We start from the raw sequence: 20,460 nt of genomic DNA, 5'->3' as shown, positions 1-20,460 counted from the left end.
ACAGGGCCGGGCACTTCATCGAAACGCCTCCCGGCAGTCCTGCCAACCCAGACCACTCTGCGCCGTCGCCTGCAACAGCATGGGCAAAGCTACCCGCGCCTTGTCCTGAGTGTCGTGAAACACAATCACGCCTTTGCGCCACAGCAGCATCAAGGTCAGCACCCGTTGCGCCGACTCATCGGCCTTGAGCTTGCCCGGTTCGTCCTGGGAATCGATGTCCCACAGTGCCACCTGCAAGCCCTGGGCTTGAAAGAAGCCCTGGCTGTCCGCACGACGTTGACCATAGGGCGGACGGAACAGCGGCACGTAGTTTTCCGGCATCAGGTTTTGCGCCAGTGACGCACTGCGGGTGATGGAACTCTGCCAGTCCACCCAATGGCTGTGTGAGCGGTACTGCCAGCCCTGGGTGCCAACGCACTGGCCCTGGTAAAGCGCCTGCACATCGGCCACCGAACTGCGCTCGACACGGGTTTGCAGGCTGCTGCCGAGGGCGAAGAACGTGGCGTTCATCTTTTGCTTGCGCAGGTAGTCGGTGAGCCAGTCCGTATTGCCGCTGACCGGCGCGGGGCCGCCGTCAAAGGTAAGCAGGAACAGGCGATCGTTGAATTCATCGCCATTGCGCTCATGGTCGCCGAACCGTGCGATTTCGCTGCTGATCTGCGGGAACAGCGCGGCCTTGCGCAGCAGCTCGTCCAGGTAGCGCTCATGGAACACATGGCTGGGGTTGGCCCAGCCTATATAGAAGGAGTCTTCACTCACCTCGAACTTGCCGGCCTGCTCACGCAGGTCGTCCATGTTCTCTACCAGATAGCAGAACGAGGCGTCGACTTCGCAGCTCTGCTGGGCAAACGTGTAATTCTCCAGCAGGCGCTGCCAGAGCTGGCGACGCAGGTCGTCGATGGCGGACAGGTTGATGATCTTCAGGCCCAGCCGCTGTTTGAGCGCGGCGTCGTCCTGGTTCTCGCTGGCCAGCAGGCTGCGGGCGAACATGAGGATTTCGGCGCGTGAGGCCACGTCGAACAGCGCCGGGCTGCCAAGTTTTTCGGGCCAGGTGCCACGGTCCAGGCTGGCCACATCCACGGGCGCTGCCTGGGCGTTCAGGCATAGCAGACATGCCGATAAGAAAAGCGCTATTCGCACACGGGGTCTCCCTCTCCAGAGTCACCGGCCATCATAGCGGATCACGCCTATCGCCATCATAGGTGGAGTCAAAACGCCCCAGCCCCTAGAATCCCTCCCACGATTACAGGAGACGACTTCATGCTGATGGTGATTTCACCCGCCAAGACCCTCGATTTCGAGACCGCACCTGCGACCCAGCGCTTTACCCAGCCGCAGTACCTGGACCATTCCCAGGAGCTGATCGAGCAACTGCGTGAGTTCAGCCCGGCGCAAATCAGCGAATTGATGCACGTATCCGACAAGATCGGCGGCCTCAACGCCGCGCGTTTCGGCAGCTGGACGCCTGCGTTCACGCAGGAAAACGCCAAGCAGGCGCTGCTGGCGTTCAAAGGCGACGTGTACACCGGCCTGAATGCCGAGACGTTCAGCGATGCCGACTTCACCTACGCCCAGGACCACCTGCGCATGCTCTCGGGCCTCTACGGCCTGCTGCGCCCGCTGGACCTGATGATGCCGTATCGCCTGGAAATGGGCACCAAACTGCCCAACGCCCGTGGCAAGGACCTGTACGCCTTCTGGGGTACCCGCATCAGCGAATGGCTTAACGAAGCACTGGCTGAACAAGGTGATGACGTGTTGCTGAACCTGGCCTCCAACGAGTACTTCTCGGCGGTCAAGCACACGGCCCTCAACGCGCGGATCATCAACACCGAGTTCAAGGACCTGAAGAACGGTCAGTACAAGATCATCAGCTTCTACGCCAAGAAAGCCCGGGGCATGATGAGCCGCTTTGTGATCGAAGAACGCATCAACGACCCGGCCAAGCTGAAGGAATTCGAAGTGCAGGGCTATCGCTTCAATGCGGAGCAGTCGAAGCCGGATAACCTGGTGTTCCTGCGCGATCACGCACCGGAATAAGTCTCTCGAAAGCACAGATGTTCGAATGTGGGAGCTGGCTTGCCTGCGATAGCAGTACTTCAGTGACAGATGTGTCAACTGATCCACCGCCATCGCAGGCAAGCCACCTCCCACATTTTTTATCGCATTCCATCCGTCTAATCGTCATTATTTTGACGCCAAAAAATATCCTGACGCATCTCTAACAATTCTTTCACTCGACATCCGTCGTTTTTTTTCGTAGTGGCACCACTTTTTTTAAACACTAGTGGCACAAAACTATCCCCCTCTCCCAACTCCCCACAACTACTGGCCCAAATAGCAAGTGCTATCAATATAATACCAGTGCCATCTTTCCTAATATTTCAAGAAATTTCCGGAAACAGGATGAGCGGCCCGGAACTTCGTCAAAACGCACGGCTCATACCACCGGTAACGAAATTCTCTGTTTCTGTAAGAGATGACTTACATAACGACCCAAGGAAGTAGCGAAGTTGCCCCATCAACTTTGACTCATGGGTCATATCATCAACTGATATGAGTTGAGGGCGGCGATAAGGATGAATTGCTATCCCCTATAGGCCAAGGCAGCGCTTACCTAAATGTGTCAGTGATGACACCCAAGGTGCTGATAAATAAAGGCTTTAAGCCTCTATCTGCACCCTGCGGCACTGGCGTCGGCACCTTCCCCCAGGAAGGCCGGCTGCATTTCAGGGCAAGCCCCAATAACAAGGCCAAGTTGCGCACAACTTGAGTGCAATAGTTAGTCACTCACTAATTAACATGCCTGTACGCGGTAAGTCGGCGTCTATTCGCCCAACTTTCGTGGCATCAGTGACGCTTGCAAACATGAACTCGCCATCTAATTGGCATGATTAACACCGTCTTCAATGACAAAGAGGTAAATGCGATGCGCATCAGCATATTTGGTTTGGGTTACGTTGGCGCAGTGTGTGCCGGTTGCCTGTCTGCCCGTGGCCACGAAGTGGTGGGCGTAGACATCTCCAAGGACAAGATTGACCTGATCAATGCGGGCAAATCGCCAATCGTTGAACCCGGTCTGGGCGAGCTGTTGAGCCAGGGTATTCAGAACGGCCGGCTGCGCGGTACTACCAACTTCGCCGAAGCCATCCGCGACACCGACCTGTCGATGATCTGCGTCGGTACGCCAAGCAAGAAAAACGGCGACCTGGAACTGGATTACATCGAAGCGGTATGCCGCGAAATCGGCTTGGTCCTGCGTGACAAAACCACCCGCCACACCGTGGTCGTGCGCAGCACCGTGCTGCCAGGCACCGTGGCCAACGTGGTGATCCCGATCCTCGAAGACTGCTCGGGCAAAAAAGCCGGCGTCGACTTCGGTGTCGCGGTCAACCCGGAATTCCTGCGTGAATCCACCGCCATCGCCGACTACGACCTGCCACCGATGACCGTCATCGGTGAATTCGACAAAGCCTCCGGCGATGTCCTGCAGTCGCTGTACGAAGAGCTCGACGCACCGATCATCCGCAAGGACATCGCCGTTGCCGAGATGATCAAGTACACCTGCAACGTATGGCACGCCACCAAGGTGACCTTCGCCAACGAGATCGGCAACATCGCCAAGGCCGTCGGCGTCGACGGTCGCGAAGTGATGGAAGTGGTTTGCCAGGACAAGACCCTCAACCTTTCCCAGTACTACATGCGCCCTGGCTTCGCCTTCGGTGGTTCGTGCCTGCCAAAAGACGTGCGCGCTCTCACCTACCGCGCCGGCTCCCTGGACGTGGAAGCGCCGCTGCTCAACTCGCTGATGCGCAGCAACGAGTCCCAGGTGCAGAACGCCTTCGACATCGTCTCCAGCCACGACAAGCGCAAAGTCGCTCTGCTGGGCCTGAGCTTCAAGGCCGGTACCGATGACCTGCGCGAAAGCCCATTGGTCGAGCTGGCCGAGATGCTGATCGGCAAGGGCTACGACCTGAGCATCTACGACAGCAACGTCGAGTACGCCCGTGTTCACGGCGCGAACAAAGACTACATCGAAGGCAAGATCCCGCACGTGTCGTCCCTGCTCAACTCGGACTTCGACGACGTGATCAACAACTCCGACGTGATCATCCTGGGCAACCGCGATGAGAAATTCCGTGCCCTGGCGCAGAACGCACCGCACGGCAAGCAAGTGATCGACCTGGTGGGCTTCATGTCCAAGGCCACCAGCACGAGCGGTCGTACCGAAGGCATTTGCTGGTAACAGCAACGGCCAGTTCCAAGCTGCCAGCGTACTAATCCCCAGCGCTGGCAGCCTGGAGCCTTCTTCACCTTCGGATGACGCTTATGTCCAAGTTAAAACACATATTGCTCCAATCCGCCGGCTGGCTGTTCTTCCTCAGCCTGCTGATGGGACTCGCCCTGCTGCTGCCGGCGAGTACGTTCGACTCCGAGTCGAAGAATTTTATTTTCCTGATTGGCGCCGTCGGCATCTGGCGCTACTCGATGGGTGCTACGCATTTCTTTCGCGGCATGCTGTTCCTGTACGTGGTCTACCCGCACCTGCGCCGCAAAGTGCGCAAGCTGGGCAAGGCTGCTGACCCGTCCCATGTGTTCCTGATGGTCACCAGTTTCCGGATCGATGCGCTGACTACCGCGCAGGTCTACAGCTCGGTGATCCGTGAAGCCATCGAATGCGGCTTCCCGACCACCGTGGTCTGCTCGCTGGTGGAAATGTCCGATGAGCTGCTGGTGAAAAGCCTGTGGGAACGCATGAACCCGCCGGAACACGTGAAGCTCGACTTCGTGCGTATCGCCGGTACCGGCAAGCGCGACGGCCTGGCCTTTGGTTTCCGCGCCATCTCCCGCCACTTGCCGGATGACCGCGCAGTCGTTGCGGTGATCGACGGCGACACCGTGCTCGCCGAAGGCGTGGTACGCAAGACCGTGCCGTGGTTCCAGTTGTTCGGCAATGTCGGCGGCCTCACCACCAACGAATTCTGTGAAGTACGCGGCGGCTACATCATGAGCGAGTGGCACAAACTGCGCTTCGCCCAACGCCACATCAACATGTGCTCCATGGCCCTGTCCAAGCGCGTACTGACCATGACCGGTCGTATGTCGGTGTTCCGTGCCAGCGTGGTCACCGACCCCGGCTTTATCGCCGACGTGGAAAGCGACTCGCTGCAACACTGGCGCCTGGGCCGCTTCAAGTTCCTCACCGGTGATGACAAGTCCAGCTGGTTCAGCCTGATGCGCCTGGGCTACGACACGTTCTACGTGCCGGACGCGGCGATCCATACCGTGGAACACCCGCCGGAAAAGAGCTTCATCAAGGCCAGCCGCAAGCTGATGTTCCGCTGGTACGGCAACAACCTGCGCCAGAACTCCCGCGCCTTGGGCCTGGGTGTACGCCGCCTGGGTCTGTTCACCAGTGTGGTGTTGTTCGACCAACGCGTGTCGATGTGGACCTCCCTGCTCGGCCTGACCGTGGCAATCATCGCCACCTTCAAATACGGCGGCGCGTTCATCCTCGCGTACCTGCTGTGGATCGGCATTACCCGCTTGATTCTCACCCTGTTGCTGTCGTGCTCTGGCCACACCATCGGCCCGGCTTACCCGGCGATTCTCTATTACAACCAGATCATGGGCGCACTGGTGAAGATCTACGTGTTCTTCCGCCTTGATCAACAGTCCTGGACCCGCCAGGACACCAAACTGACCCGCGATTTGGCCAGCTTTCAACGTTGGTTCAACACCTGGTCGTCTCGGACCATGACCTTCTCCGCCGGCAGCATCTTCGTTGCCGTGTTGCTGATGATGGTCTGACCCTGCCAAGCCTGAATTAACTAGGAACTACACACCATGAATAGCCAAGCAAACGTCAACGTTGTCCACGAATCCGAAGCCCAGCGCCAACATGCCCGCGTGAAAATCCCGGCCAAGCTGCGCTTCTTCAACACTGACCGCACGCCGACCGAAGCCCGGGTGATCGACCTGTCCGCCGGCGGCCTGGCCTTCACCTCGACCCAGCCGTTGACCGTCGGCGAAGTGCACAAGGGCCGTCTGCAATTCGTGATCGATAACCTGGGCCTGGCGATGGACGTGGAGCTTCAGATCCGCTCCTACGACCGCCAGAGCGGCCGTACCGGCTGCCAGTTCCAGAACCTCGACGCCCAAGATATTTCTACTCTGCGCCACCTGATCACCTCGCACTTGTCCGGTGACATCGTGACCATGGGCGACGTGCTGGCGACCCTGCAACGCGACAACTTCACCAAGGCGCGCAAGGTCAAGGACGGCGGCAGCAACATGACCGCCGCCGGCCGTCTACGCGCCGTGGTGTTCAGCGCAGGCATCTTCATCGTCGGCCTGGCCGCGTTCGGATTCATCTTCAAATCGGTGTACGGCATGTACTTCGTCAGCCACGCCCAGGCGGGCCTGGTCAGCGTGCCCGGCATGAACGTGACCATGCCGCGCGACGGTACGGTGCAAAGCTTGCTCAAAGGTGACGGGATCGCCGCCAAAGGCGCGCCGCTCGCCACTTTCAGCACCAGCATGCTCGACGTGCTCAAGGGCCATCTGGATGAAGACCAACTACAACCGGCCAAGGTCGAAGAGCTGTTCGGCAAGCAAATGACCGGCACCCTGACTTCGCCTTGCGATTGCGTGGTAGCCCAGCAAATGGTCGCCGACGGTCAGTACGCCAACAAAGGCGACGTGATCTTCCAACTGGTACCCCGCGGCAGCCTGGCCAATGTGGAAGCGCGCTTCACTTATCGCCAGTTCGCCGATGTTCGCCCAGGCACGCCGGTGAGCTTCCAAGTGGCCGATGAAGAACAGATCCGCACCGGCACCATCGTCAGCAGCACCAGCCTGAACAGCGCCGACCTGTCCTCCGACATCCGCGTGCAGATCAAGCCTGACGCACCGCTGGACAGCACCTACGCCGGTCGCCCGGTAGAAGTGACCAGCGACCGTGGCCCCTCGCTGAACTGGCTGATCGATAAAGCCATGGCTGCGGGTCTTTAATCATGAGCGCCCTTCGAAACCTACCGGTGCCCCTGGCGCTGGCCATCGCCCTCGCCGGTTGCGCCGGCCTGCCCGACCAACGCCTGGCTAACGAAGCTTTGAAACGTGGCGACACCGTCACCGCGCAGCAGAATTACCAGCAACTGGCAGACCTGGGCTACAGCGAGGCCCAAGTGGGCCTGGCTGATATCCAGGTAGGCACTCGCGATCCGGCGCAAATCAAACAGGCCGAAGCCACCTACCGCGCGGCGGCGGACACTTCGCCCCGCGCCCAGGCCCGTCTCGGTCGCCTGCTGGTGGCCAAGCCTGGCAGCACCGAAGCCGAACACCATGAAGCCGAAGGCCTGCTGAAAAAAGCCTTTGCCAATGGCGAAGGCAACACCCTGATCCCGCTGGCGATGCTGTACCTGCAATACCCGCACAGCTTCCCGAACGTGAATGCGCAGCAGCAGATCAGCAAATGGCAGGCAGCCGGTTATCCGGAAGCTGGCCTGGCCCAGGTCCTGCTGTATCGCACCCAAGACACCTACGACCAGCATCTGGATGACGTAGAGCGCATCTGCAAGGCCGCGCTCAACACCACCGATATCTGCTACGTCGAGCTGGCCACGGTCTACCAGAAAAAAGCCGAACCTGAGAAGCAGGCCGAGCTACTTAAACAGATGGAAGCCGGTTACAGCCGTGGCACCGTCACTGCACAACGCGTCGACAGTGTTGCCCGCGTACTCGGCGACGCCACCCTCGGCCAACCGGACGAAAAAACCGCCCAGGCCCTGCTGGAAAAAATCGCCCCTGGCTACCCGGCTTCGTGGGTCAGCCTGGCGCAACTGCTCTACGACTTCCCGGAACTGGGTGACGTCGACCAGATGATGAAGTACCTGGACAACGGCCGCGCCGCCGACCAACCGCGCGCCGAACTGTTGCTGGGCAAGCTCTACTACGAAGGCAAGTGGGTGCCGGCTGACGCCAAGGCCGCCGAAGCGCACTTCGAAAAAGCCGTAGGCAAGGAAGTGGCCGCCGATTACTACCTCGGCCAGATCTATCGCCGTGGCTACCTGGGCAAGGTCTACCCGCAAAAAGCCCTGGACCATTTGCTGACCGCTGCGCGCAACGGCCAGAACAGCGCCGATTTCGCCATCGCCCAATTGTTTTCCCAAGGCAAGGGCACCAAGCCCGACCCATTGAATGCCTATGTCTTCAGCCAGTTGGCCAAAGCCCAGGACACGCCAGAAGCCAATGACTTGGCCACGCAGCTGGAAACCCCGCTGACGCCTGAGCAACGCGCCCAAGGCCAACGCCTGGTGCAACAGGAACTGGCCGCCCGCGGCACCCTGGCCCAGAGCACGCTGCAACTGCACGCCCTGGATGAAGAAGACGACGGCGAGGAATCCCTATGAAGCTCAATCCATTCGTCAAGGCCGGTATCGGCCTGACCTTCGCCCTGCTGTGGTCGTGCCCGACCCTGGCTGCGCTGACCGAAGCCAAGAACTTCGGCCTGGAAGTCAAAGCCACCGCGCAGTCCGAAGACGACCGCGACCTGGGCACGCAGAAAGGCGGCGACGTCAACGGCGTCGGCCTCGACCTGCGCCCGTGGATCTACGGCGAAAGCGGCGCGTGGAGCGCCTACGCCATGGGCCAGGCCGTGGTCTCCAGCGACATCATCGAGACCGACCCGCTGCAACAATCGGCCGATGACGAAAACCAGCAGACCACCAACAACGACCGCAAGACCAAGAAAAATTACTTGGCCATGCGTGAGTTCTGGGTCGGCTACAGCGGCTTCACGCCTTACCCTGGCGAGATCCTCAAGCTGGGTCGCCAACGCCTGCGCAACGACGACGGCCAATGGCGCGACACCAACATCGAAGCGCTGAACTGGACCTTTGACACCACCCTGCTCAAGGCCAATGTCGGCGTTGCCGAACGCTTCAGCGAATACCGCACCGACCTCAAGGAACTGTCGCCCAAGGACAAGGACCGCCAGCACCTGTACGCCGACGCCGCCTACCAGTGGACGCCCGGCCAGTGGATCGGCCTGCGCGGCCACCACACCCATGACAACGGCAAGCTCGACTACCCGCAACCCGGCGTGCCGACCGATTCGTTGGACAAGCGTGAGAACGGCGACCTGAGCTGGCTCGGCATCGAAGCCAACAGCGACGCCTACAACTGGCGCAACACCAATACCGTCAACTACTGGGCCAGCGTCACCGGCATGCGTGGCGACCGCGACACCGTCAACGCGCTGAATGCTGACGGCACTCGCCCAACCAATGCCAAGCGCAGCGATGACGTGAGCGGCTGGGCCACCGACCTCGGCGTGCGTCTGCGCCTTGATCCGCAGTGGCAAGTCGGTGCGGCCTACTCCCGCGCCAGCGCCGAGTACGAGCAGAACGGCCTGCAGAGCAACCGTTCGAACTGGACCGGCACCCAGTCCCGCGTGCACCGCTTCGGCGAAGCCTTCCGCGGCGAGATGAACAACATGCAGTCCATGAGCCTGTTCGGTTCCTGGCAGCTGCGCGAGGACTATGACGCAAGCCTCGTCTACCACAAGTTCTGGCGTGTCGACGGCAACAAGCCGGTCGGCAGCAACGGCATCGATGCGGTGCAGAACAACACTGACGACGTGACCGGCGCGATCCTGTCCAGCACGTCCCTGCCGCTTGAAGACGGCAAGAAAGACCTGGGCCAAGAGATGGACCTGGTCGTCACCAAGTACTTCAAGACCGGCCTGTTGCCGGCTGCGCTGAGCCAGTCGATCGACGAGCCGTCGGCTCTGGTGCGTTTCCGTGCCGGTGTGTTCAAGCCGGGTGACGCCTATGGCAGCCAGGTCGATTCGTACATGCATCGCGCCTTTGTCGACGTGATCTGGAAGTTCTGATGGGAGCCTGCGCAATGAACCCTCAAGCCCTCAAAGGCTCGGCCCTGTTGGCGGCAGCGATGCTGCTGGCAAGCGGTGCTGCCCTGGCCGATGTCGCGCCGCAGGCGAAAGCGCCGACCATCGCCAAAGAGCTGCAACAGGCCAAGACCTACACCATCTCCAGCCCGCCGACCGCGCCGCTGGAAATGGCCAAGCCGGCCCTGCCGGATCTGTCGGGCTACACCGATGCAGCGATGGAAAAAAAGATCGTCAGAAGCAAGCCGGGCAAAATCAGCATCCGCCGCATGATGCAAGAGGACGCCCTCAAGGACTTCATCGGCGGTGACAACAAGATGGCCGAGTGGGTGGTGCGCCAGCACGGCATTCCCCAGGCGATTTTTGTCGACGACGGCTACATGAACCTCAAGGACCTGCTGGGCAAGGTGCCCAAGCAGTACCTGAGCGAGACCTCGCCGGGCGTGTTCGTAGCCAAACTGCCGATCGTGGTGGGCCGCAAGGGCATCCTGGAAATCGACAAAAAGACTCAGGAGCTGCGCCTCTCCCAGGAAGCCGGTTCTTTCCTGATCAACGACGGCCAGCTGTTTGTGCGTGACACCAAAGTCACCGGCTGGAGCGAAAAGGCCAACGGTCCGGCGCTGTTCAAGTCGCCCAAGGAATTCCGCCCGTTCCTGCTGGCCTGGGGTGGCACCGAGACCTACATCTCCAACACCAAGATGGCCAGTTTCGGCTACGCCAACAGTAAGTCGTACGGGGTGAGTATTTCCCAGTACACGCCGAACATGGCCAAGGTACTCAAGCGTCCCGAGCCGACCGGCTGGATCATCAACTCCGAGTTCTCGGACATGTGGTACGGCTTCTACTGCTACGAGACCACGAACTTCGTGATCAAGGGCAATACCTACAAGGACAACATCGTCTACGGCATTGACCCCCACGACCGTTCCCATGGCCTGATCATCGCGGACAACACCGTCTACGGCACCAAGAAGAAGCACGGCATCATCATTTCCCGGGAAGTGAACGACAGCTTCATCTTCAACAACCGCAGCTACGACAACAAGCTCTCGGGCCTGGTACTCGACCGTAACAGCGTCAACAACATCGTCGCCGACAACGAGTTCTACCGTAACCACACCGACGGCATCACCCTCTATGAGAGCGGTGACAACCTGCTGTGGGGCAACAAGGTGATCGCCAACCGTCGCCACGGTATCCGCGTGCGTAACAGTGTGAACATCAAGTTGTACGAGAACACCTCGATGGCCAACGGCTTGACCGGGCTGTACGGCCACATCAAGGACTTGACCGACACCGACCGTGACATCGCCCTCGACCCATTCGACGCCAAGGTCTCGCTGATCGTGGTCGGCGGTGAACTGGCGGGTAACGGCAGCGGACCGCTGTCCATCGACTCACCGTTGAGCGTGGAGCTGTACCGCGTGTCGATGCTGGCGCCGACCAAATCCAGCGGTATCAGCTTCAACGGCGTGCTGGGCGATCGCCAGGAAGAGATTCTCGACCTGCTGGTGCGCCAGCAGAAAGCCGTGCTGATCGACCCTGTCGAACGCCAGACCGAATTGCAGGACTGAGGATGACCCTTATGCACCCACACATGATCAAATTGCTGAGCCTCTCGGGTCTGACCCTCGGCCTGCTCGCGGCCAGCCAGGGCGTGCGCGCCGACGAAATCAAGGCGCCGACCTTCACCGCCGAGCCGTGCTGCAGCCTGTGCCCGGCCGCCCACGATGCGCGCAACTACACCACGCGCTACCAGCAGAACTTCACCACCCTGGTGCAAGCCCAGGGCGACTGGCTGTTCCGTACCCAGGAAGACTTGCGTACCGAGTTCGACACAACCCCGTCCGGCTACAAGCGCATGCAGCAGTTGCACGATGCGTTCAAGGCCAAGGGTGTGGAACTGGTGGTGGTCTACCAGCCGACCCGTGGCCTGGTGAACCGCAACAAGCTCAACCCAGAAGAGAAAGCCAAGTTCGATTTCGACAAGGCGCTGGGTAACTACAAAACCATGCTCGGGCGTTTCGCCAAGATGGGCTACGTGGTGCCGGACCTGTCGCCGTTGACCAACGAGCAGCTGCCGGACGAGTTGCCGGCCCACGATTTCTACTTCCGTGGCGACCAGCACTGGACCCCTTACGGTGCCCAGCGCACCGCGAAAATCGTCGGCGAGAAAGTACGCGCCATGCCTGAATTCGCGGATATTCCGAAGCGCGAATTCGAGACCAAACGCTCCGGGCGCATGGGCAAGACCGGCACCCTGCACAACATGGCCGGGCAACTCTGCGGCACCAGCTACGCGATCCAGTACATGGACCAGTTCACCACCGAGCCCAAGGGCGAAGCGGGCGACGGCGACCTGTTCGGCGACTCGGGCAACCCGCAGATCACCCTGGTGGGCACCAGCCACAGCGGCAAGAACTACAACTTCGCCGGCTTCCTGGAACAGGAAATCGGCGCCGACATCCTCAACGTCGCCTTTCCTGGCGGTGGCCTAGAAGGCTCGATGATCCAGTACCTGGGCAGCGACGAGTTCCAGAAGACCCCGCCAAAAATCCTCATCTGGGAGTTCTCGCCGCTGTACCGCCTGGACCAGGAGACCATCTACCGCCAGATGATGTCGCTGCTGGACAACGGCTGCGAAGGCAAGCCGGCACAGATGACGGCCAGCACTTCGTTGAAGCCCGGCAAGAACGAATTGATGGTGAACAGTTCGAACAAAGACCTGCGTAATGCCAATCACCAGGTTGATATCCGCTTCGCCGACCCGTCGGTGAAAACCCTGCAAGCCACCCTCTGGTACATGAACGGGCGCCACGAGGACATCAAGATCGAGAAACCCGAAACATCCGATACAGACGGGCGTTTCGCCTTCGAACTGCGTACCGATGAAGACTGGGCCTCGCAGAACTTGCTGGCCGTGGAAGTCCAAGGCCCGGAAGCGGGCCAGGCTGCGCAGAAGGTTGAAGCGAAAATTTGCACACGCAACGTATTCCCAGCGGGCGGTCAACAGACTGCCTCGACAGGGCAATGAGGTTACCTATGCAGAAGTTATTGATTCCAACGCTGCTGGGCCTGGCGATGTTCGCCGGTTCAGTCAACGCCGCCGCGCCACTGCGTCCACCCCAGGGCTATTTCGCCCCAGTGGAAGCGTTCAAGACCGGCGACTTCAAGAATGACTGCGACGCCATGCCGGCGCCGTACACCGGCTCGCTGCAATTTCGCAGCAAGTACGAAGGTTCGGACAAAGCCCGCGCCACCCTGAATACCCAGTCCGAAAAAGCCTTTCGCGACAGCACCGCCGACATCACCAAGCTGGAAAAAGACACCAGCAAGCGCGTGATGCAGTTCATGCGCGACGGTCGCCCGGAGCAGCTGGAATGCACGCTCAACTGGCTAACCAGCTGGGCCAAGGCGGATGCGTTGATGTCCAAGGACTTCAACCACACCGGCAAGTCCATGCGCAAATGGGCGTTGGGCAGCATGGCCTCGGCCTATGTGCGCCTGAAGTTCTCCGACTCGCACCCGCTGGCCAACCACCAGCAGGAATCGCAGCTGATCGAAGCCTGGTTCAACAAACTGGCCGATCAGGTGGTGAGCGACTGGGACAACCTACCGCTGGAAAAAACCAACAACCACTCTTACTGGGCCGCCTGGTCGGTGATGGCAACGTCCGTCGCCGTCAACCGTCGCGACCTGTTTGATTGGGCGGTGAAGGAATACAAGGTCGGCGTGAACCAGGTCGACGACCAAGGCTTCCTGCCCAACGAATTGAAGCGCCAGCAACGCGCGTTGTCGTACCACAACTACGCGCTGCCGCCGCTGTCGATGATCGCCAGTTTTGCCCTGGTCAACGGTGTCGACCTGCGTCAGGAAAACAACGGTGCACTCAAACGCCTGGGCGACAAGGTGCTGGCCGGGGTGAAAGACCCGGAGATCTTCGAACAGAAGAACGGCAAAGAGCAGGACATGAAGGACTTGAAACAGGACATGAAATTCGCCTGGCTCGAACCCTTCTGCACCCTCTACACCTGCGCGCCGGATGTGCTCGAGCGCAAGCACGGGATGCAGCCGTTCAAGACGTTCCGCCTAGGGGGTGACCTGACCAAGGTCTACGACCCGACGCATGAAAAAGGCAACAAAGGTTCTTGAGTAGCTAACTGAAGGAACAGGGTCCCAATGTGGGAGCGGGCTTGCTCGCGAATGCGGTGTGTCAGACGACACATCTGTTACTGAACCACCGCATTCGCGAGCAAGCCCGCTCCCACAGTCAACCCGGTTTCGACAGTTGGAATGTTGTACCACCCTCCCCCGAAATCGTGGGGGGGTTTGGGGGGGCTCTGGCCCTTGACTGTTGGTTAAACATGGAGAGATCGGGATGGTTTTCTCGTCCAATGTGTTCCTGTTTCTGTTCTTGCCGATCTTTCTCGGCTTGTACTATTTGAGCGGGCAACGCTATCGCAACTTGCTGCTGCTGTTGGCCAGCTACGTGTTCTACGCCTGGTGGCGAGTGGACTTCCTGGCACTGTTCGCCGCCGTGACGCTGTGGAACTACTGGATCGGCCTCAAGGTCGGTGCAGCCGGCGTGCGCACCAAGCCGGCCCAACGCTGGCTGCTGCTCGGCGTGGTGGTTGACCTGTGCATCCTCGGCTACTTCAAGTACGCCAACTTCGGCGTCGACAGCATCAACGTCATGATGAAGTCGGCCGGCCTGGAGCCGTTCATCCTGACCCACGTGCTGCTGCCGATCGGGATCTCGTTCTACATCTTCGAGTCCATCAGCTACATCATCGACGTGTATCGCGGTGATACCCCGGCGACCCGCAACCTGATCGACTTTGCGGCGTTCGTGGCGATCTTCCCGCACTTGATTGCCGGCCCGGTGCTGCGCTTTCGCGACCTGGCCGACCAGTTCAACAACCGCACCCACACCCTCGACAAGTTCTCCGAGGGCTGCACGCGGTTCATGCAGGGTTTCATCAAGAAGGTGTTCATTGCCGACACCCTGGCAGTGGTGGCCGACCATTGCTTCGCCCTGCAAAACCCGACGACGGGCGATGCCTGGCTTGGCGCGCTGGCCTACACCGCGCAGCTGTACTTCGACTTCTCCGGCTACAGCGACATGGCCATCGGCCTGGGCTTGATGATGGGCTTCCGCTTCATGGAGAACTTCAAGCAGCCGTACATCAGCCAGTCGATCACCGAGTTCTGGCGGCGCTGGCACATCAGCCTGTCCACCTGGCTGCGTGACTACCTGTACATCACCCTGGGCGGCAACCGTAAAGGCACGCTGACCACTTACCGCAACCTGTTCCTGACCATGCTGCTCGGTGGCCTGTGGCACGGTGCGAACATCACCTACATCGTCTGGGGTGCGTGGCACGGCATGTGGCTGGCGATTGAAAAAGCCATCGGCCTCAACACTTCGCCGCGCAGCTTCAACCCGGTGCGTTGGGCCTTCACCTTCCTGCTGGTGGTGATGGGCTGGGTAATCTTCCGCGCCGAGAACCTGCACGTCGCCGGCCGTATGTACGGTGCGATGTTCAGCTTTGGCGAGTGGTCGCTGTCGGAACTCAACCGCGCCAACCTCACCGGCCTGCAAGTGGCAACCCTGGTGGTGGCGTACGCAACCCTGGCGTTCTTTGGCCTGCGCGACTTCTACACCAATCGCCCTGCCGAGAAGACCGAGAAGACCACGCCAGCCGATCCGAGCCTGATCAAGGCCGTACCGGGCGACAACCCAGGCAGCATCCACGAACCCGGCTTCACCGTGGGCAAAGATGCCGCCGTGCAACCGGCCTACTGGACCGCTGACTGGCCACGCTACGCCATGCGCGCTGCGGTGCTGCTGCTGTTCGTGGCGTCGATTCTCAAACTGTCGGCGCAGAGTTTCTCGCCGTTCCTTTACTTCCAATTCTGAGGGAGCCGACCATGACCCGTTCATTCCGCGTCCTCTATATCGGCCTGTTCCTGGTGCTGCTGCTGGCCCTGGGCGCCTGGTCGCTGCGCAGTTTCTTCGGCTTCAGCACCAATGCCGACGCCACCGTGCTCAATGGTCGCTGGACCAAAGCCGTCGAGACGCACTACGACGACGAGTTCCCGATCAAGCGCATCGGCACCAACCTGTGGGCGGCGCTGGACTACAAGCTGTTCAATGAAGGCCGCCCTGGCGTGGTGCTGGGCCGCGATCACTGGTTGTACAGCGACGAGGAGTTCAACCCCGCTGTCAACGAAGACCAGAACCTGCAAGGCAACTACGCGCTGGTCGAAGGCGTGCGCCAGAAGCTCAAGGCCCAAGGCATTCAACTGGTGATGGCGATCGTGCCGGCCAAGGTGCGCCTCTACCCGGAACACCTGGGTGAAGTGAAACCGGCGAGCATTCACGCCAACCTGTATGACGACTTCCACGCCCGTGTCGCGGCCGACAAGATCATCGCCCCGGACCTGCTCGGCCCGCTGCAACAGGCCAAGCTGGGCGGCAAGCAAGTGTTCTTGCGCACTGACACCCACTGGACCCCGGACGGTGCCGAAATCGCCGCCAAGCAATTGGCTAAGACCATCGCCGACAAGACCCCGCTGAGCGGCGAGCCACAACGTTTCGTCACCGAGGCCGAGCACACCGCGCCGCACAAAGGCGACCTGCGTCTGTTCCTGCCGCTGGACCCGCTGTTTGAAAACCTGATGCCGCCGAAAGAGCCGTTGGAAAAACGCGTGACGCACCTGGCCGAAACCAAGGGTGACGACGCCCTGTTCAGCGACAGCGAAACCCCAGTCGCCCTGGTCGGCACCAGCTACAGCGCCAACCCCAACTGGAACTTCGTCGGCGCCCTCAAGCAAGCCCTGGGTAGCGACGTGGTCAGCTACGCCGAAGACGGCCACGGCCCGATCCTGCCGATGCTCAGCTACCTGAAAAGCGATGACTTCAAGAACAGCCCGCCGCAGGTGCTGATCTGGGAGTTTCCTGAACGTTATCTGCCCGTGAACAACGAAATCGGTGATGCCGACCCCGCGTGGGTTGCGCAGCTTAAACAAGCCGGTTCGCGCCAACAGAACATGGCTATCAACACTAAATCCGAGACGCCCGACCGGGCGCAAAACTGAAAGAGAGGTAACTCACATGACTTTCACTACAACTCCTCGTCGTCTCGCTAAAACCCTGGCTATCGCGGCCGGCCTGAGCTTCGTGTCGATGTCCGCCTTCGCCGGTGGCGACGCCGCTCTCTACGGCCCTACCGCGCCAAAAGGCTCGAGCTTTGTGCGGATCTACAACGCCAGCAACCAGGAAGTCAGCGCCACCGTCGGCGCCACCAACCTGAGCGACGTTGCGCCACTGGCCAGCAGCGACTTCAGCTTCATGCCCGGCGGTGACTACAGCGCCAAGGTCGGCAGCCAGACCGTGCCGGTCAAACTCGCCGCCGACCACTACTACACCCTGGTCAACAGCGGCAGCGGCCAGCCACAACTGATCGAAGAGCCACCGTTCAAAAACAAGCAGAAGTCCCTGGTGCGCGTGCAGAACCTCAGCGACAAGGCCCTGACCTTGAAGACGGCTGACGGCAAGACCGATGTGGTCAAGGCCGTCGCTGCCAAAGGCCGTGGCGAGCGTGAAATCAACCCGGTGAAGGTGAGCCTGGCGTTGTATGACGGTGACAAGAAAGTTGGCGATGTGAAGCCCGTGGCCCTGGAGCGTGGTGAGGCAGCGGTGCTGTACGTCACCGGCTCCGGTTCGAGCCTGTCGCCAGTCTGGGTGAAACGCCCCGTGTCGACCCGCTAAACCATTTTCCGGGTTGGTTAAGACCAACCCGGACCGAGACAAAAACAAGAGTGAAACGACAAACCTTCGTAGCTCTGACCCAAATCGATTCAAGGAGAAACACCCATGATCCCAGTAATCCTTTCCGGTGGTAGCGGCTCACGTCTTTGGCCGCTTTCCCGTAAACAGTTCCCTAAACAATTCCTGGCCCTGACCGGCGAGCACACGCTGTTCCAGCAAACCCTGGAACGCCTGGTGTTCGAAGGCATGGACACCCCAATCGTGGTCTGCAACAAGGACCACCGCTTCATCGTCAATGAGCAACTGGCCGCGCGTAAGCTGGAAAGCCAGCGCATCCTGATGGAGCCGTTCGGCCGCAACACTGCGCCGGCCGTGGCCCTCACCGCGATGATGCTGGTCAATGAAGGTCGCGACGAGCTGATGCTGGTGTTGCCCGCCGACCACGTGATCGACGACCAGAAAGCCCTGCAACGCGCGCTGGCACTGGCCACCGTGGCCGCCGAGCGTGGCGAGATGGTGCTGTTCGGCGTACCGGCAACCCGTCCGGAAACCGGTTATGGCTACATCAAGTCCACCAACGATTCGCTGCTGCCCGAGGGCGTGAGCCGCGTGCAACAGTTCGTGGAAAAACCTGACGAAAAACGCGCCATCGAGTTCGTCAAAAGCGGCGGTTACTTCTGGAACAGCGGCATGTTCCTGTTCCGCGCCAGCCGCTTCCTCGAAGAGCTGAAAAAGCACGACCCGGATATCTACGACACCTGCCTGCTGACCCTGGAGCGCAGCGAGCAGACCGCCGACACCGTGTCCTTCGACGAAGCCACTTTCGCCTGCTGCCCGGACAATTCCATCGACTACGCCGTGATGGAAAAAACCCAGCGCGCCTGCGTGGTGCCGTTGAGTGCCGGTTGGAGTGACGTGGGTTGCTGGGCGTCGCTGTGGGCCGTCAACGACAAAGACGTGCACGGCAACGTGAGTAAAGGCGACGTGGTGATCCAGGACAGCCGTAACTGCATGATCCACGGCAACGGCAAACTGGTGTCGGTGATCGGCCTGGACAATATCGTGGTGGTGGAAACCAAAGACGCGATGATGATTGCCCACAAGGACAAGGTCCAAGGCGTCAAGCAGATGGTCTCGACCCTCAACGACCAGGGCCGCAGCGAAACCCAGAACCACTGCGAAGTCTATCGTCCGTGGGGCTCCTACGACTCGGTCGACATGGGCGGGCGTTTCCAGGTCAAGCACATCTCGGTCAAGCCGGGCGCGTGCCTGTCACTGCAGATGCACCACCACCGCGCCGAGCACTGGATCGTGGTCAGCGGCACCGCCGAAGTGACCTGTGACGAGAACGTGTTCCTGCTCACCGAGAACCAGTCCACCTACATCCCGATCGCCTCGGTGCACCGCCTGCGCAACCCGGGCAAGATCCCGTTGGAGATCATCGAAGTGCAATCGGGCAGCTACCTGGGCGAAGACGATATCGAGCGCTTTGAAGATATCTATGGTCGCTCGACGCCGGTTGAACGTGGCGTGTCGGTGAAAACTATCGCGCAGTAAAAGAGTCGTACAAGAAGCCCCCGTCCAGCCGACTGCGTCCCCTATCCGCAGCCGGTTGGGCGGGGGCTTTTTTAGTTCACAGGCCGTCTAAGCCTATGCGCGACCGCCCCAGTTATTGGGGTCATAGGCGTTGTAATTGCCGGTGCTGTTAGTGCCGTTGCCCGCACTGCCATATTTGTCTTTGCCATATTCTTCCGTCGCCCTGCCACCCCACACCATAGCCCCCCCTAAGATTTTCGCGCCAAAGCCTCCACTGCTCGCAATTCTCCCTCCTATTCCCTGCATTGCCGCGCCGGCCACCGTGATGGCTGCCCCCTTGGCTTTGTCGCTACCCGAATCATCATTAACATTAAGCGCCGTGGAGAAATGCGAGTTAACGCGATGAAGAACGGTTTGTCGGAGGCTGGTGAGCCCCATGTTTCGCATAGAGCGCAAGTGAGTGCCGACCTCCTCCTTCGGCGTTTGAGGAGGGGTTCCCGGCGCAGTGGATGCGGACGCGGGTACAGGGGGTACAAAAGGGGTGAGTACGGCTGCAAGGGAGTTTGATACGGTCATAGAACATCTCACTTCGTAAGACTACGGTTGGTTTCCTTCATGGGTTACCGTGCATGTCCGTGCTCAAACTATGTGTAAAAATGTTCCAGACCAGTTCCTCGGATAAAGCCCTGCGTGCTGTATAGGCCGTTACGCTCTTGCAGCGCCGGCGAATTTTTCGGCACCGACCTCCTGGGCAACCTTACCCCCCACGATCATGGCGGTGCCCAAGACTTTGGACAACGTACCACCCTTGTTGGCCACCTTTTGCCCCGCCTCTTGGGCTGCCATGCCGCCCACTGCAATACCGAACCCTTTGGCGTGCTTGACGTTCATGCCGCTGTTGCGTAGTTCCGTTGAGGGTGCTTGCAGCAGGGTTTGCCCCAAGCTTGTAAGCCTCTGGTTCTGCATACGACCAGACGGGAGTGAGCCCGGCTCTTTATTCACTGGCTTGGACGCTCCAGCAGCGTCCGCCGTGGGCGCTCGCTGAGCTGTAATAAGAGAGGTCACTACCGAAGCAAGGGCAGTGGTGACGGCCGGTACAAGAATGGCTGAAGCAATCATAGTGAGTCTCGCTTGATCAGACTGTGGTTAACATCGTCCTGGATAATCTGGAATTTCCCTATGCTGGTTCTGTGGAACAGATCCGTTGTCAGGTTCCCTCACAAACGAAAACTGATACTGC

Annotated in this window: 16 protein-coding genes; 13 read left to right on the top strand and 3 right to left on the bottom strand. The window is 60.1% G+C overall.

The features are described from left to right. Positions 1 to 15: 15 nt before the first annotated feature. Entirely contained in the window at positions 16 to 1,140 is a 1,125-nt protein-coding gene (locus ACP7EW_RS10055; protein WP_426216771.1) for a polysaccharide deacetylase family protein, read from the bottom strand. 120 nt (positions 1,141 to 1,260) lie between these two features. On the opposite strand from ACP7EW_RS10055, the gene yaaA reads away from it, so the two are divergent. The 13 genes from yaaA (at position 1,261) to ACP7EW_RS09990 (ending at position 19,241) form a co-directional block, all read left to right on the top strand. Further along, a complete protein-coding gene (gene yaaA / locus ACP7EW_RS10050) occupies positions 1,261 to 2,040 on the top strand; it encodes a peroxide stress protein YaaA (protein ID WP_426216769.1) in 780 nt (259 codons plus the stop codon). An 889-nt stretch (positions 2,041 to 2,929) separates the two neighbouring features. Then, positions 2,930 to 4,246 (top strand): nucleotide sugar dehydrogenase, encoded by a 1,317-nt coding sequence (locus ACP7EW_RS10045; RefSeq protein WP_033899577.1) that lies wholly within the window; start codon positions 2,930 to 2,932, stop codon positions 4,244 to 4,246. A gap of 83 nt (positions 4,247 to 4,329) precedes the next feature. Then, on the top strand, positions 4,330 to 5,811 hold the full coding sequence (alg8, locus tag ACP7EW_RS10040) for a mannuronan synthase (RefSeq protein WP_161630253.1): 1,482 nt from the start codon (positions 4,330 to 4,332) through the stop codon (positions 5,809 to 5,811). A 36-nt stretch (positions 5,812 to 5,847) separates the two neighbouring features. Continuing rightward, on the top strand, positions 5,848 to 7,014 hold the full coding sequence (locus ACP7EW_RS10035) for a PilZ domain-containing protein (protein WP_426216766.1): 1,167 nt from the start codon (positions 5,848 to 5,850) through the stop codon (positions 7,012 to 7,014). Between the two features lie 2 nt (positions 7,015 to 7,016). After that, on the top strand, positions 7,017 to 8,411 hold the full coding sequence (gene algK, locus ACP7EW_RS10030; protein ID WP_033899571.1) for an alginate biosynthesis TPR repeat lipoprotein AlgK: 1,395 nt from the start codon (positions 7,017 to 7,019) through the stop codon (positions 8,409 to 8,411). Continuing rightward, positions 8,408 to 9,895: an alginate export family protein gene (locus tag ACP7EW_RS10025; RefSeq protein WP_038849953.1), complete on the top strand. Its 1,488-nt coding sequence runs from the start codon at positions 8,408 to 8,410 to the stop codon at positions 9,893 to 9,895. Before algK ends, ACP7EW_RS10025 begins: the two co-directional genes overlap by 4 nt. Further along, complete coding sequence (algG, locus tag ACP7EW_RS10020; RefSeq protein WP_426216763.1) at positions 9,895 to 11,484, top strand: mannuronan 5-epimerase AlgG; 1,590 nt, start codon at positions 9,895 to 9,897, stop codon at positions 11,482 to 11,484. The genes ACP7EW_RS10025 and algG overlap by 1 nt, the downstream gene beginning before the upstream one ends. Positions 11,485 to 11,495: 11 nt before the next feature. Next, entirely contained in the window at positions 11,496 to 12,944 is a 1,449-nt protein-coding gene (locus ACP7EW_RS10015; protein ID WP_178954169.1) for an alginate O-acetyltransferase, read from the top strand. Between the two features lie 8 nt (positions 12,945 to 12,952). After that, positions 12,953 to 14,062 (top strand): mannuronate-specific alginate lyase, encoded by a 1,110-nt coding sequence (locus ACP7EW_RS10010; RefSeq protein ID WP_095014772.1) that lies wholly within the window; start codon positions 12,953 to 12,955, stop codon positions 14,060 to 14,062. Between the two features lie 226 nt (positions 14,063 to 14,288). After that, on the top strand, positions 14,289 to 15,830 hold the full coding sequence (locus tag ACP7EW_RS10005; protein WP_426216762.1) for an MBOAT family O-acyltransferase: 1,542 nt from the start codon (positions 14,289 to 14,291) through the stop codon (positions 15,828 to 15,830). An 11-nt stretch (positions 15,831 to 15,841) separates the two neighbouring features. Then, on the top strand, positions 15,842 to 17,011 hold the full coding sequence (locus tag ACP7EW_RS10000) for an alginate O-acetyltransferase (RefSeq protein ID WP_426216760.1): 1,170 nt from the start codon (positions 15,842 to 15,844) through the stop codon (positions 17,009 to 17,011). Between the two features lie 16 nt (positions 17,012 to 17,027). Next, the gene (locus tag ACP7EW_RS09995) at positions 17,028 to 17,684 is read left to right on the top strand and encodes an alginate O-acetyltransferase AlgF (protein WP_021491856.1); all 657 of its coding nucleotides are present in this window, start codon (positions 17,028 to 17,030) and stop codon (positions 17,682 to 17,684) included. Positions 17,685 to 17,789: 105 nt separating this feature from the next. Further along, on the top strand, positions 17,790 to 19,241 hold the full coding sequence (locus tag ACP7EW_RS09990) for a mannose-1-phosphate guanylyltransferase/mannose-6-phosphate isomerase (protein ID WP_426216757.1): 1,452 nt from the start codon (positions 17,790 to 17,792) through the stop codon (positions 19,239 to 19,241). A gap of 93 nt (positions 19,242 to 19,334) precedes the next feature. Here the strand turns inward: ACP7EW_RS09990 and ACP7EW_RS09985 are convergent, their stop codons facing one another. After that, positions 19,335 to 19,658 (bottom strand): hypothetical protein, encoded by a 324-nt coding sequence (locus ACP7EW_RS09985; RefSeq protein ID WP_426216755.1) that lies wholly within the window; start codon positions 19,656 to 19,658, stop codon positions 19,335 to 19,337. 267 nt (positions 19,659 to 19,925) lie between these two features. Then, complete coding sequence (locus ACP7EW_RS09980) at positions 19,926 to 20,162, bottom strand: hypothetical protein (RefSeq protein ID WP_426216753.1); 237 nt, start codon at positions 20,160 to 20,162, stop codon at positions 19,926 to 19,928. Positions 20,163 to 20,460: the final 298 nt, after the last annotated feature.

The sequence above is a fragment of the Pseudomonas sp. DWRC2-2 genome, assembly GCF_049897885.1.
Classification (GTDB): domain Bacteria; phylum Pseudomonadota; class Gammaproteobacteria; order Pseudomonadales; family Pseudomonadaceae; genus Aquipseudomonas; species Aquipseudomonas azotoformans_A.
The sequence above is the reverse complement of the archived record's forward strand: the minus strand, read 5'-3'. Positions and strand labels throughout refer to the sequence as shown.

Bases quoted from the DNA above. Each gene is read 5' to 3' on its own strand.
- yaaA (WP_426216769.1), top strand. From the start codon at position 1,261: ATGCTGATGGTGATTTCACCCGCCAAGACCCTCGATTTCGAGACCGCA.
- ACP7EW_RS10045 (WP_033899577.1), top strand. From the start codon at position 2,930: ATGCGCATCAGCATATTTGGTTTGGGTTACGTTGGCGCAGTGTGTGCC.
- alg8 (WP_161630253.1), top strand. From the start codon at position 4,330: ATGTCCAAGTTAAAACACATATTGCTCCAATCCGCCGGCTGGCTGTTC.
- ACP7EW_RS10035 (WP_426216766.1), top strand. From the start codon at position 5,848: ATGAATAGCCAAGCAAACGTCAACGTTGTCCACGAATCCGAAGCCCAG.
- algK (WP_033899571.1), top strand. From the start codon at position 7,017: ATGAGCGCCCTTCGAAACCTACCGGTGCCCCTGGCGCTGGCCATCGCC.
- ACP7EW_RS10025 (WP_038849953.1), top strand. From the start codon at position 8,408: ATGAAGCTCAATCCATTCGTCAAGGCCGGTATCGGCCTGACCTTCGCC.
- algG (WP_426216763.1), top strand. From the start codon at position 9,895: ATGGGAGCCTGCGCAATGAACCCTCAAGCCCTCAAAGGCTCGGCCCTG.
- ACP7EW_RS10015 (WP_178954169.1), top strand. From the start codon at position 11,496: ATGCACCCACACATGATCAAATTGCTGAGCCTCTCGGGTCTGACCCTC.
- ACP7EW_RS10010 (WP_095014772.1), top strand. From the start codon at position 12,953: ATGCAGAAGTTATTGATTCCAACGCTGCTGGGCCTGGCGATGTTCGCC.
- ACP7EW_RS10005 (WP_426216762.1), top strand. From the start codon at position 14,289: ATGGTTTTCTCGTCCAATGTGTTCCTGTTTCTGTTCTTGCCGATCTTT.
- ACP7EW_RS10000 (WP_426216760.1), top strand. From the start codon at position 15,842: ATGACCCGTTCATTCCGCGTCCTCTATATCGGCCTGTTCCTGGTGCTG.
- ACP7EW_RS09995 (WP_021491856.1), top strand. From the start codon at position 17,028: ATGACTTTCACTACAACTCCTCGTCGTCTCGCTAAAACCCTGGCTATC.
- ACP7EW_RS09990 (WP_426216757.1), top strand. From the start codon at position 17,790: ATGATCCCAGTAATCCTTTCCGGTGGTAGCGGCTCACGTCTTTGGCCG.
- ACP7EW_RS09985 (WP_426216755.1), bottom strand. From the start codon at position 19,658: ATGGGGCTCACCAGCCTCCGACAAACCGTTCTTCATCGCGTTAACTCG.